General features: G+C 37.8%; 12 protein-coding genes. 3 read left to right on the top strand and 9 right to left on the bottom strand.

Annotated elements, in window-relative coordinates:
- Positions 1–24: 24 nt before the first annotated feature.
- Positions 25–537: a DUF3016 domain-containing protein gene (locus FCS21_RS07150; RefSeq protein ID WP_118056206.1), complete on the bottom strand. Its 513-nt coding sequence runs from the start codon at positions 535–537 to the stop codon at positions 25–27.
- Between the two features lie 81 nt (positions 538–618).
- Positions 619–1,185: a DUF4136 domain-containing protein gene (locus tag FCS21_RS07155; protein ID WP_138621859.1), complete on the bottom strand. Its 567-nt coding sequence runs from the start codon at positions 1,183–1,185 to the stop codon at positions 619–621.
- Positions 1,186–1,575: 390 nt separating this feature from the next.
- Between FCS21_RS07155 and FCS21_RS07160 the strand changes: the two genes are divergently transcribed.
- The 3 genes from FCS21_RS07160 (at position 1,576) to FCS21_RS17150 (ending at position 4,008) form a co-directional block, all read left to right on the top strand.
- Positions 1,576–2,649: an OmpA family protein gene (locus tag FCS21_RS07160; protein ID WP_138621861.1), complete on the top strand. Its 1,074-nt coding sequence runs from the start codon at positions 1,576–1,578 to the stop codon at positions 2,647–2,649.
- Positions 2,650–2,757: 108 nt separating this feature from the next.
- Entirely contained in the window at positions 2,758–3,453 is a 696-nt protein-coding gene (locus FCS21_RS07165; RefSeq protein ID WP_138621863.1) for a tRNA (adenine(22)-N(1))-methyltransferase, read from the top strand.
- Positions 3,454–3,879: 426 nt separating this feature from the next.
- On the top strand, positions 3,880–4,008 hold the full coding sequence (locus FCS21_RS17150; RefSeq protein WP_371287219.1) for a hypothetical protein: 129 nt from the start codon (positions 3,880–3,882) through the stop codon (positions 4,006–4,008).
- 348 nt (positions 4,009–4,356) lie between these two features.
- On the opposite strand, the gene FCS21_RS07175 is transcribed toward FCS21_RS17150, so the two are convergent.
- From FCS21_RS07175 to FCS21_RS07205, 7 genes are all read right to left on the bottom strand, one after another.
- The gene (locus tag FCS21_RS07175) at positions 4,357–4,833 is read right to left on the bottom strand and encodes a preprotein translocase subunit SecB (protein WP_138621865.1); all 477 of its coding nucleotides are present in this window, start codon (positions 4,831–4,833) and stop codon (positions 4,357–4,359) included.
- The gene (locus FCS21_RS07180) at positions 4,830–5,372 is read right to left on the bottom strand and encodes a type II toxin-antitoxin system MqsA family antitoxin (RefSeq protein ID WP_138621867.1); all 543 of its coding nucleotides are present in this window, start codon (positions 5,370–5,372) and stop codon (positions 4,830–4,832) included. Before FCS21_RS07180 ends, FCS21_RS07175 begins: the two co-directional genes overlap by 4 nt.
- 2 nt (positions 5,373–5,374) lie before the next feature.
- On the bottom strand, positions 5,375–5,710 hold the full coding sequence (locus FCS21_RS07185) for a hypothetical protein (protein ID WP_171035652.1): 336 nt from the start codon (positions 5,708–5,710) through the stop codon (positions 5,375–5,377).
- A gap of 213 nt (positions 5,711–5,923) precedes the next feature.
- Positions 5,924–7,762 carry a restriction endonuclease subunit S gene (locus FCS21_RS07190; RefSeq protein WP_138621871.1) on the bottom strand — a complete coding sequence of 613 codons (1,839 nt, stop codon included), beginning with the start codon at positions 7,760–7,762 and terminating at the stop codon, positions 5,924–5,926.
- Positions 7,762–9,270 (bottom strand): N-6 DNA methylase, encoded by a 1,509-nt coding sequence (locus FCS21_RS07195; protein ID WP_138621873.1) that lies wholly within the window; start codon positions 9,268–9,270, stop codon positions 7,762–7,764. Before FCS21_RS07195 ends, FCS21_RS07190 begins: the two co-directional genes overlap by 1 nt.
- A 106-nt stretch (positions 9,271–9,376) precedes the next feature.
- Entirely contained in the window at positions 9,377–11,827 is a 2,451-nt protein-coding gene (gene hsdR / locus FCS21_RS07200) for an EcoAI/FtnUII family type I restriction enzme subunit R (RefSeq protein ID WP_138621875.1), read from the bottom strand.
- A gap of 568 nt (positions 11,828–12,395) precedes the next feature.
- Positions 12,396–12,781, bottom strand: a 386-nt coding sequence (locus FCS21_RS07205) for an IS3 family transposase (protein ID WP_138621496.1), incomplete at its 5' end; no start/stop codon positions are given.

Consider the following 12,781-nt stretch of genomic DNA (forward strand, 5'->3'; position numbering starts at 1 on the left):
ACTACCATGATAACTAAAAGTTTTTTATTTATCATTAGTTTTAATAATCAAAGTCTTAAAGGTTTCATTAAACCATTTATCTAGCATTTTTTTCTCGTAACCTAAAGGCTCGTTACGGTATTTCATATTATTACCCGACATGAAATTCATATCTTTTACCACTACGTCATCTGCTTGAATAGCTTTAGCGTTAGCATCAAGTAATTGATATGAAAAGTTCATTCTAGGTGAGTAAAGTTGCTTAATTATACGAATACGATTAATGCTAGCCGCATTAGTGTCACCTGCTAAGTCAACATCAGTCACTACTATTTTTAAGGTTTGCTCTGCCGGTAAAGTAGCAGCAAGTTTAGTAAAATGCTGTTCAAAGTCTTTAAAAGTACGCTCTCTAAATTGCTTACGTCCCTCGTTACCTTCATCAATATCACGATAACTTTTATAATCGCTCCAAGTCACTTCGCTAGTTGCGGCAAAAGCATTGGGTATAAGTAAAAAGCTAGCCAATAACACCGCTACTGTTAATATAGGTTGTTTCATTTGTCACCCCTTTAATTAAGTATTAATTTATTAAAGCAGAAAATAAACGTCAAGAGTGTATATATTTAACCGCTATGTGTATTAATTTGTCTCGTAAAATTGATTCATCACACGGCTGACAATTGCCGCTGCACGTTGCTCTTTTTGGCTTTTATTATCTTCAGAATGAACAAAACCTTGGACCGCGCCGCGCCAAACTTTTTTACCTGTACGTGCATCAGTAATGTAAATTAAAAAACTGCCTTTTTTCAATTCATTATTACTGGTTAAGCCAGGAGTTATGCCAAACTTTTCATTAATAGTTTGATCTGGTAAATCAGTCGCTAACGCAAGACCAAAACCAACATAAAAAACCGACTTTTTAACTTCTGTTGTATGGTTAAAACCATGTGAAGTTAAATCAGCAATAATAGCGTCGGCATATAACTTATATACCGTTTGGGTTTGGTTAGCCTTTAGTGACGTTTCTTCGACATATTTAGGTGCTAAAGAAAACCGACTCCCCTGTGAGTACGAAATTGGAATATCGCGCACACTAGATATAGCTAATTGATTTTTATTCACCAAGGGCATTTGTGGTTCAGTAACACAGGCACTTATCAATAAACCACTTAACAAAGCGATGGCTACTCTGATACATTTCTTCATGATTCAATCCTAGAAATAGGTATAAACATAACAATACTGACTTAATTTTACGTTTAAGTATATAAACAGCTGTGATTTAAAGTCGTTATAAATTAAGCCAATGCGTGAAAGTAGTTAAGTAAAACAACATTTATGGTAATGTTTACAAAAAATAACACTTTGATTATTAAGCATTATTTGACTTGTTGATTACTTGACTTTAACATTGCAAAACTAAGAAATCACCATTGACTTAAGTTAAAGCAGTAAAGCGACTTAACCTTTATTTTTATTTTTATTTTTATTTTCTTAATTATCATAAATTAAAGAAAAAGTTTCGGTTTTTAAATGTACAATGCGTGCAGAACCAAAATTTAAATAAAATCACATAAACTAAACAAGGATTTATCCATGAAAATTTTTAAAATCACTCTGTTAGCTGCATTAATTAGCTCTCCATTAGCAGCAGAAGGTATTGATAAAACGTGGGAAGTAGGTGTATTTGGCGACTATATTAAGTCAGCAACAGGCAAGGATAATAAAGTAGATTGGCAACAAATTGAAGCCGGTAAAAGCATTGGTATTGATTTACAAAAGATTATTAGTGACCAATGGAGCGCTCGTATAGAGTTAGCCAGAACACGCTACGACGTAAACAACGGTAATGATAAAGATTACGGTACACGTTTTGGTATTGATGCTATTTATAACATTGGTGATACTGGCCTATACACTTTTGCAGGTGTTAGACGTTTCCTTAATGTACAAAATTACAATGCTGTTAACCTTGGCGCTGGTTATAACTTTGCAATGAGCGAACGTTTTTCTTTATACAGTGAAGCAGTCGTTTATCGTGACGTTAACAATGGCTACACCGATCAAGCAATTAAAATTGGTGTAAAATACGCTTTTGGTGACGTAAAAAATGCCCCTATCATGAAAAAAGAAGCACCTCAAAAAGTTGCACCTGCAGCAGTGGTTGCAGCCCCTGTCGTTGTAGCAGCTGTTGAAGCTGATAGTGACAATGATGGTGTTATTGATAAGTTAGATGCTTGTAATAATACGCCAGCCAACGTAAAAGTCGACTCAAAAGGCTGTACCTTATATTCAGAAAAGTCAGTAGAAATAAAGCTAAATATCGCTTTTGAAAATAACAGCTCCACCATTAAACCAGCCATGGTAGATGATATTCAACGTTTAGCTGATTTCATGAAAGAATACAAAGATACTAAAGTTGTTATTGAAGGACATAGCTCAGCTATTGGTACTGAAAAGTATAACTTAATGCTTTCACAAAAACGTGCCGATAAAATTAAAGAAGTATTAACAGATACCTTTAACATTGATGCTGAGCGTTTATCTGCTAAAGGTTTCGGTGAAACACAATTATTGTCTAAAGGCACCGCTAGCGCTGACAACACGTTAAACCGTAGAGTAGTTGCTAAAATAGAAACCACTGTTTCAGAAGCAATTAAAACAAACTAGTAAGTTACCTATCTCTTAGATAGTTTTCATTACAAACTCGTTAATTAGTTAGAGGGGAAGCAATTATTTGCTTCCCCTTTTAACGACTCTCACTAGACAGGTATTTTATTGAAACTAAGTAAAAGGCTACAACAACTTGATAGAATGGTATTTTCATCCTATCAAAATATTTGGGATTGCTGTTGTGATCATGGCTTGTTAGGCATGTCCTTACTTTCTCGCCAAGCTGCCCCACATATTCATTTCGTTGATATTGTTGCTGATCTTATGCAGACACTAGAAGAGAAGTTACAGCAATATTTTTCAAACTCACCTACAGCTTGGACAACTCATTGTATTGATGTACAGAATATACCGCTAGCGCAACAAGCCAAAGAAAAACACTTAGTGATTATTGCAGGCATTGGTGGTGATTTAATGACTAAGCTCATTGAAGGTATTTATCACAACAACCCTACGATCGATATCGATTTTTTACTGTGTCCAGTACACCATCAGTTTAGCTTAAGACAGCAACTCATCGCACTAGACTTCAGTTTGAAAAATGAAGTATTAATAACAGAGAACAAACGATTTTATGAAATACTACTGGTATCTTCTAACCCAAATGATGGCAGTAAAATAAGCCCTATTGGCGATAAAATTTGGCAAGCAGGTTCAGCTGAACAAGCAATGGTTATAAAACACTATTTAGGTAAAACACTTAATCATTATCAACGTATTCAATTAAGCCATCGTGTTAACGTACAAGATATTATTGATGCTTATCAAACAAAACAAATACAACAGCATGCCTTAATTTAAGGAGACGTATCTAAATAAGCGACTTACTTTGTGTGTTCAAACTTTTGTGTTCAAACTTTTGTGTTCAAAAAAACATATCAATATTCCTCCCCCCTTAAAACAACCTAATTTTGCACAAAGTGATACCAATTTCATTAATTAGGTGGTCTATTTTATACGCAGGAGAAACAACCAAATACAAGGCATTTATTTTAATAACTAGTTGTTCTACTTATAAAATAAATAACGCAGCAGTTGGTTGTTTTAACCAGTAGAAATGATCACATAGTTAGTGAGATTGCTATGATGCTCATCTATTGTAGGCGTTACTAAAGATCCCCTGTCCTGCGTCAAATAATTAGACTCATCATCATGCTAAATTGGGCTGTTAGCTACTTACCTGTAACGTGTAAAGTTGACCAATAAGCACCAAAGGAAACTTAGCATATGAGCAAAAAACCCGATTGTGTTACGGCAATGAAAAACCTCATTACCGAAGTCCGCAATGACTTTCCTTTTACGGTACCAGAAGCAAATATTTGTGGTATTTCTTGTGTTGGTTGTCCGAAGAAATGATTAGAAATTGTCGATACAGAGCTGTGTGACTGGGAGTCAAAGCTTAGTAATGAGGTTATTCCCACGTTTGGTGAGATATCGCGTTTAGGTAAACTTTGTAAAAATGTGAGGCGAGGCTTAAAACGCAATGGCTTAGTGCACTAAATCGTGCAGTAAGTAGTACAGTAAACGCGCCCTTCCCCATTGTTAATTCAGTTAAACTGCATCACCTTATGCTGGCATTTTGGTAACGAAAATATGCCAACTAGGTATCATTTAAACGCTATCATCTGTTAGCGAAAAAATATTAATGAAAACTCTTTTCTACGCTTTCTGGAGACAAGTCCGCTATAGCAAATTGATACCTGCTTAACTTAGCGGCCTATTACTAGCTAATTGTAACGTCGGCATTATAACTCGAGGCATTTGCATCCTTTCACATTGCGCGCTCACAAGTTCACGCCAATATGGCCATACATGGAAGCTAGCATTTTTCAACGCAAATTCATTTAAGCAGTCATCATCTAAATCGTTTTCTATAAGATATTCAACAACAAACTCAGCTTCAATAACTGCTTTTTGCTCTTCTTCAGCCTCTATTATTTCAGCCCATCGTATGCCAAATTCAACATGAACGCGAAATATTCTTTCGCTTTCAACATTAGGACCATCAATCACCATAACAGATGATTTTGAAACCAAATGTTTGCTTTGCTGAGTTAAGCTATCGAAATTTTCAAAATATTTTGGCTCAAAATTTTCTGAAGTATTTGCCAGTAAATTTTTTACATAAATATCTCTTATTTTTAGATTATCCATAGCCTCTTTTAGCTTTTTCGGGCTCATGCATATTTCCTTTCTTGCTCATGCATAGCTGGCAACGGGGTCACTTTTCTTAAGTGTTTACCTTTGTTATTGCAGGCTAATACTATGTTGGGTGTTGTTTTCCAAAGATTATTTTTACTTAGTGTTACGCCGGCTTTAGTCGCTAGTGAAATAAGCACTTGTGGCATGTCTTTAGCTAATCTAAGTAGCTTATCCATTGATTCTGACTGGGCTACATCATTGCTTTCATATTTTGAGAAAGCGACAGGGCCGCCGCCAAACATTCTTGCTGCTTCACTTTGGTTTATTCCCCATTGATCTCTTAATTCACGTACTTTATCGCCACACAATAAACCATCCGCTACTTTTTTAACGGCAATGTGTGCGCGTTTGTTTTTACGTGATATAGCTGCATTAGCTTGCTCGGTGCCACATAAATCACATTCGCTGAAAAACAAAGGTGTGGTTATTTCTTTACCTTTATATAGCATGGTTTCATGCTCAACCTGCTCGTGCAGAGTGCCTTCTTCACATAAAGGGCATTGATTTATATTTTTCATAATTACTCCTGCTCATCAGATGTATGACAAGATACAATTAAAATTAACTTGCCAGTTTTACCTATAGCGAATTTGATATACCACTTGGTTTCAAGATAATCATGCATGGTTTCATACCATTTATTCTCTATAACAGAATATGCATCACATGCTGACCATGTACTACCTTTACCATGTTCGCACCATTGAGAATTTAAATACTTCCCACTGTTCAAAGCCATCTTTAATAATTTAAGTACACCATCATCAATATCTAAATCATATTTTTGAATATGACGACTGGCCTTTCTAGTAACAACGTTAATAGAGTCTGCACCAAGCTCAGTCAGTATCTTCATAACAGACTCTTTACTATACAAAGGTCCATTACTTATCTTTAAATTACCATCACTATTTTGTGGTGGACTACCTGAGTATAGGCTTAAGTTCAAATTACTTACCATAATGGTAAGTCCTCTTTTTTATTGTGCATATTACGCTCAATCATATTTTTGTCAATATTATTATTGACAAAAATAGTAGTGATAATAGTTGTAACTGTCACTTAGCTACTAACTATTCTTTAACGCGTTTTCAACCACGGCATCGGCGAGGTGTAGTTGGGTGGTTTGGGCGTCGCTTAGGCGTGTTTTGAGTTGCTCACACAAGGCCATCAGTTCATCGACTTTAGCGACGATACGGTGTTGTTCGGCTAGAGGCGGCATAGGAAAAATTATACTTCTACTTTTCGTAACAGATATATTATCTTGCCCTGCCGTACCAATTAACTCTATAGAGTCTAAGAATTTACCAGATGTTAAATAGGTATATATATACCCATTTAATCTTCCTTCAATAGGTCTGAAAAAAACTATCGCTTGATTGCAATTCCATTCTGGGTAATCATCGGGGATAATTGCGATCTTCCCTAATGGTGGCCCCACAATATTCATCACAACATCACCAGGATACAAAATTGACCTAGTAAGTTTATTTTTATGGTGCTGAATATCTACAAATTGAGGTTTATAATCAAAGGCAATAGCCTGATCTTTAATGTTGTACACCTTTAAATACGGTACGCCTGTTGATTCATTAAATTTATCTTTAGGTGGCGTTGAACCAGATGTAATACCAAAACAGATATCATCTAGTCTTGTTAAAGACCAACCACTTGGTAACTCAAATAACTTTCCTTCATCTGTGATTGCAGGTAATGGCTTTTGCTTCTTGATCTTTTTATCAGCGAGCAGTTGAGCTTTTTCTTCGGCGATTTTTTCAAGTAGTTTGCTTGCGGGTTCATCAAATGGGTTTTGTGGGACGAGTTTGCCCATTACTGCCAGTTGTAAGATGGTTTGTTTTAGTTGCTCTATGCTGGCTTCGGTGGTGAACAGGACATCAAAGTGATCGGCAATACGTTGCCAGCTTGCTTGAAAGTCATCTGCGTTAACACATTGTGTTAATGCTTTTAACAACGCTTCCACTAAGGTTTGCTGTGCTGTTAGGCCTTGTTCGGTTTGTTGCTCTAACTGATCACACAACGCCATCAGTTCATCGACTTTAGCAACGATACGGTGTTGCTCAGCTAGTGGTGGAATACAAATCAAATAATTTTTAATACTTACTTGAGTAATACTTGCTTGATTAGCTGTTCCCTGAGCTTCTTCAACTAAATAACTTTTGAAAATAGTAGAGTTAACACATAAATATAAATACTTAGGAATAATCCCTTCCTGTGTTCGTATTCTTACCGCATTTTGGTTAAGTAAAGAGTTATCAAATTGATTATTAATTAAAAATGATCTCCCTACCGCAGACATTGGCGCTGAAAACCAGCTACCTACAGTAGTCATGACAATATCGCCTTCTCGAAGAATAAAAGGTTCAAATTCCATCTTTTTTTCAGGCGTTATATATACAGAATTTCGAGTATGATTATCTGTAAGGTTTTGAATTTTTGTAATCATCAACCCATTGTCCAAATAATCTTTAGATTTGAAGGCATAACCTTTTTGATATTGAGCTAACTTTCCCATTCTAGAGCACTCCCAACTGCTCGGTAATCCCAATGGTATATCGGCATCTGTAATGGGAGGTAATGGCTTTTGCTTTTTAATTTTTTTATCGGCAATAAGCTGTGCTTTTTCCTTCGCCATTTTTTTAAGTAATATACTGGCAGATTCATCATTACTATTCTGTGGAACTAACTTTCCACGCACCGCTAGGTCTAAAATAAATTCACGTAGCTTTTTAATTCCCGTTAATTCAATTTTCTTTGAGCTACCACGCCCTTGTGAATTACGCTTTTTAATGGCGCTAGTCCATACATCAATATGGTCGGTGATTAAGTTATCGGTGGTCAATGTTGAAACTAGATTCCCGCCTGCGCGGGAATGACGATTAGATGCCATTACTTCGCCTCACTTTCGCTATTTGACGAGAGTGCAGCAGACAAAATGCCTTTAAGCTGGTCACGCAGTGCTTGAATATCGGTTTGCTGTTTAGCGTAATCAGTTAATAGTTCTTGCGGATCATGACTAACCGTTTCTTCTACATGTGGGTTTTTAATATCAAGGTTGAAGTTACGGGCAATTATGTCGTCAATGCTTACTTGCCATGCTTGTTCTGTTTCTACCCGTGAGGCAAAGCCGTCGGCCTCAACGCCCCACCAGTCAATTTCAGTTTGAAATTCTGCAAACTTCATTGGTTTGGTTTTGTTGTAATTTTTAACGCCTGCTGGGTATGGGTGTTCGTAAAACCACACCTTTTTAGTTGGCTCACCTTTGGTGAAAAATAAGATATTGGTTTTAATACCGGTGTACGGATTAAACACGCCATTAGGTAAACGTACGATGGTGTGTAAATTACATTCTTCGGTCAGTAGTTTTTTGATTTTGGTTTTAACACCTTCACCAAATAAAGTGCCGTCGGGTAATACAACGGCTGCACGACCGCCAGCTTTGGCGTTATCACCTGCTCCGCTTGGTGAAGCAAGCACTTCAATGATCAACTGTAAAAATAGGTCGGCGGTTTCACGGGTACGGGTTTCGGTTGGAAAGTTTTTTTCAATACCGTCTTCTTCGGTGCCACCAAAGGGTGGGTTGGTAACGATAACGTCTATTTCATCATCCCAACTTGAAAGCGGTTTATTAAGCGTGTTGCCATGCTTAACTTGTACAGGAACTTCAATACCGTGCAGTAGCATATTGGTGGTACAGAGTAGGTGCGGTAATTGTTTTTTCTCAACGCCGTGAATTTGTTTTTGTAAGGTTTGGTGATCTTCCGTTGTTTTAACGTATTTTTCTTTAACGTGGTCAAAAGAACAGGCTAAAAATCCGCCGGTACCACAGGCAGGGTCCATAATACTTTCACCCAATTGTGGGTCAATACGGTCAACAATAAAGCGGGTAATGGCTCTTGGCGTATAAAATTCGCCTGCGTTACCTGCGCTTTGTAAGTCTTTTAATATTTGCTCGTATAAATCACCAAACAAATGACGTTCGGCAGAGTCGGTAAAGTCTATTTCATTGAGTTTGTTAATCACTTGGCGCAGTAGCGTACCGTTTTTCATGTAGTTAAAGGCATCGCTAAAGGCTTCACGTACTACGTAACCACGCGGGTTAAGTTTAATAGGTGCGGCTAGGTTTTTAAGATCAACAAAAAGTTTGTCGTTAACAAATTCAAGTAACTCGTCACCTGTTATCCCTTCGTTATCTGCTGCCCAATTACGCCATAGGTATTCGCTAGGAAGTGGTGCTTGGTAATCGTCTAATTCAAACTCTAGCTCTTCTTCTTGCGCGTCAAATATTTTTAAAAAAAGTAACCATGACATTTGACCTAAGCGTTGGGCGTCGCCGTCTACACCAGCGTCTTTACGCATAATGTCTTGAATTGATTTGATTACTGAACTGATCGACATGCTTTATCTACTTTTAATTGGAGGAGGTTTTATTAAATTAACTATGAGTTTATGTTATTGCTTTACTGGCTTTACTGGCTTTACTGGCTTAACTGGCTTTACTGGGTTAGCTGGCTTTAGCATCAGTTGCTGTGTATAGCTGAGCTTCTAAGTCGGTAATGGCTTGATCATACCCTTTTCTGTTACCAAAGGCTTGCTTAGCTATCTCCATGGGCTTGCCCATTTGATTGAATGGTTGAACTTTAAGCACATGAATACTTTCAATTTCGGTCACGCCAGCATCAGCGTATTTATCAAGCAGCGCATTAAGTACGGTTTGTGCTTGCTGCGAATACTTAGTGAAGTAATTGCGCTTTTTAACATTGTTAGCACGTTCTTTACGGGTTAACGGTGGTTGGTCGAAAGCGACATGACAGATAAGATCAAACGGGTCGAGATCTTTACTAATATCATCTTCAAGTGCTTGCCAAATAACGCCTTCGTTGGCGAGTTCGTCAATAATGGTTTGCTTACGCTCAGCCTCATTCCACTTGCGGGTAAAATCATCAAGCGAGGTGAATTGCTTTTGTATGGTTTTACGGGTGTAATCTTTAAAGGATTCTGTGACTAGTTTGCCGTCAGTGTCGTAGTATTGAACACGCTCGGCCATTTTCTTAACTGACACGCCTGAGACTTTGAACTTGATAAAGCGTTTTTCTTCTTCATCGTCGCCCCAATCGCTACCCATTTCACCATCCTTTTGATTGGCGTTATAATCTTGCTCTGGTTCGTTAACGTTATTATTGGCGTCATCGGTGGCGTCTGTTTGTTCGCCATTACCCGCTAGTTCACCAGCTAAGTCGTCAAGAAAAGTACCGTCTTCATCGTCAATGATATCTTCGGGTGTAGACACCATAATTTTAACGGCTTCGCCATCAAACTTTTCATCAGCGAACAGCTCTGTGGCTTTTTTAAAATCGAGAATGGTGAACCAAAGTTTATTATATCTGTCGTCAATACGCGTGCCCCGACCAATGATTTGTTTGAACTTGGTCATCGATTGAATATTTTGGTCAAGCACTACAAGCTTACAGGTTTTAGCATCAACGCCTGTGCTCATTAATTCAGAGGTTGTGGCAATCACTGGATACGCTTTTTTAGGATTAATAAAGTTGTCTAACTGCGCTTTACCTATTTCATCGTCGCCAGTGATTTTCATCACGTACTTTTCATTTTTAGCGACTTGTTTAGGGTTTACGTTAACCAAGGCGCGGCGCATACGATCTGCATGGTCAATATCGTTACAAAACACGATAGTTTTAGCCATAGGGTCGGTGCGTTCTAAATAACTCGTGATGGTTTGCGCCACTAATTCGGTACGTTCATCTATCACTAAGGTGCGATCAAAATCTTTTTGGTTATAAATACGGTCGTCAATGAGTTCACCGTGATTATCAATTTGTCCTTTGGTTGGTCGCCACCCTTGTAAATCAACATCAATATCAACACGCACAACTTTATAAGGCGCTAAAAAACCATCTTCAATGCCTTCTTTGAGTGAATAGGTATAAACAGGCTCGCCAAAGTAGTCGATGTTTGATACGTCTTCTGTTTCTTTAGGTGTTGCGGTTAAGCCCACTTGAGTCGCGCCGCTAAAGTATTCGAGTATTTCTCGCCATGCGCTGTCTTCACTGGCACTGCCGCGATGGCACTCGTCAATAATGATAAGGTCAAAGAAGTCTCTATCAACTTGTTTATAAGCTTTTTGGCTTTCTTCTGGGCCTGTTAATGCTTGGTAAAGTGCTAAGTGAATTTCAAAAGCAGGATCAACTGTTCGCTTAGTCACTTTGGTCATGGCTGAGCCAAAAGGTAAAAAGTCATTATTTTTTGATTGGTCGACTAATATGTTGCGGTCTGCTAAAAATAAAATGCGCTTCTTTTGGCGAGATTTCCATAAGCGCCAAATAATTTGAAAAGCGGTGTAGGTTTTACCTGTGCCAGTAGCCATAACTAGTATGATACGGTTTTGTCCGTTAGAGATGGCTTCGAGGGTTTTATTAATCGCTTGTAGTTGATAATAACGCGGTTCTTTACCACTACCATCATCGTGGTAGTCTGGCGTAATTAACGGTAGTTGCGCGGTGGTAAAACCACGATAAGCGCAGTATTTTTGCCACAGTTGTTCAGGCGTAGGAAAGTCGTCAAGAGAAATTTCAGTTTCAAGCTGTGTAAGATTAGTTTTATCATGAAAAATAAAACCATCGCCGTTTGAGGCAAAGATAAAAGGCACTTCAAGTAAGCGGGCATAATCAAGCCCTTGCTGTATGCCCTTACCTATTTCATGTTTATTAGCTTTAGCTTCGATAACGGCAAGAGGTTGGCCAAACTTATGGTAAAGCACAATGTCAGCTGATTTAACCGTTTTACGTACGCCAAGTTGGCCGCGAACAATTACTTTACCATCACGTAATTTAACTTCTTGGCGAATTTGTTTCATCAAGTTCCAACCAGCGCTTAGCACTGCGGGCATGATAAATTTGGTGATAATGTCGGTTTCTGAAAGCTTTTTCTTGTCCATTATATAGCCCTGTATATACAGTGTTGTCCTTTATGAGCTTAAAGTGCCGTTTTTATTGGTTTTTGTCAATTTTTATAGCGCTAAAATTAGCTTAATAAATAATGAAGATGCACATTGTCCTGAACAACGAGCTATTAAAATAAATACTTTATACCTACTCGTTTTACCTGCGTATTTAAATAGAGCTTACCGAAATACCATTAGAGATGTTTTGAGAGATCCATGCGTTGATGCAGAATGGTTTAACTCAAGGCGCTTTATAGTGACGTTTAGTGTTTCTTAAACGAACTATAAAGCAACGATGAAGTAGGCCAATTTAATAAGGCATAAAAAACCTGCCGAAGCAGGTTTTAATCGTTAAGCGTTAAGTAGCTAATGCTATTTATGCGCAGGACAAATTGTTTAGTTCAAGGCGCTTTATAGTGACGTTTAGTGTTTCTTAAACGAACTATAAAGCAACGATGAAGTAGGCCAATTTAATAAGGCATAAAAAACCTGCCGAAGCAGGTTTTAATCGTTAAGCGTTAAGTAGCTAATTGACCTGGTCAAGTAAATTCAGTCACCCTAGTTAAGCTACTTTTTCTAACTCATTAATTTTCAATTCAAAATCATTAGGGCTTTGATACCCTAAGTAGGAATGTAATCGGTTACTGTTGTACCACATGGTTATGTAATTCATTACGTCTTGTTGTGCTTCATAACGTGTTTCATAGTTTCTCCAATGAACACGCTCTTGCTTTAAACTGCCAAAAAAGCTCTCCGCTACAGCATTATCCCAACAACAGCCTTTTTTACTCATACTACCAATAAAACCATTATCTTTTAGTAAGTTCCTGTACAGGTGGCTTGCGTATTGAACACCCTGATCTGAGTGAACAATAAGCCCTTTATCGGGTTTTCGTTGCCAAATAGCCATTGTTAACGCATCACAGACAAGCTGAGCTTTCATTCTTG

This window comes from Colwellia ponticola (genome assembly GCF_005885605.1).
In the GTDB taxonomy this organism is placed as follows: domain Bacteria; phylum Pseudomonadota; class Gammaproteobacteria; order Enterobacterales; family Alteromonadaceae; genus Colwellia; species Colwellia ponticola.

Excerpts from the sequence above, each read along its gene's own strand:
- FCS21_RS07190 (WP_138621871.1), bottom strand. The coding sequence starts at position 7,762 with ATGGCATCTAATCGTCATTCCCGCGCAGGCGGGAATCTAGTTTCAACA.
- FCS21_RS17150 (WP_371287219.1), top strand. The coding sequence starts at position 3,880 with ATGAGCAAAAAACCCGATTGTGTTACGGCAATGAAAAACCTCATTACC.
- FCS21_RS07150 (WP_118056206.1), bottom strand. The coding sequence starts at position 537 with ATGAAACAACCTATATTAACAGTAGCGGTGTTATTGGCTAGCTTTTTA.
- FCS21_RS07195 (WP_138621873.1), bottom strand. The coding sequence starts at position 9,270 with ATGTCGATCAGTTCAGTAATCAAATCAATTCAAGACATTATGCGTAAA.
- FCS21_RS07155 (WP_138621859.1), bottom strand. The coding sequence starts at position 1,185 with ATGAAGAAATGTATCAGAGTAGCCATCGCTTTGTTAAGTGGTTTATTG.
- hsdR (WP_138621875.1), bottom strand. The coding sequence starts at position 11,827 with ATGGACAAGAAAAAGCTTTCAGAAACCGACATTATCACCAAATTTATC.
- FCS21_RS07160 (WP_138621861.1), top strand. The coding sequence starts at position 1,576 with ATGAAAATTTTTAAAATCACTCTGTTAGCTGCATTAATTAGCTCTCCA.
- FCS21_RS07180 (WP_138621867.1), bottom strand. The coding sequence starts at position 5,372 with ATGAAAAATATAAATCAATGCCCTTTATGTGAAGAAGGCACTCTGCAC.
- FCS21_RS07175 (WP_138621865.1), bottom strand. The coding sequence starts at position 4,833 with ATGAGCCCGAAAAAGCTAAAAGAGGCTATGGATAATCTAAAAATAAGA.
- FCS21_RS07185 (WP_171035652.1), bottom strand. The coding sequence starts at position 5,710 with ATGAAGATACTGACTGAGCTTGGTGCAGACTCTATTAACGTTGTTACT.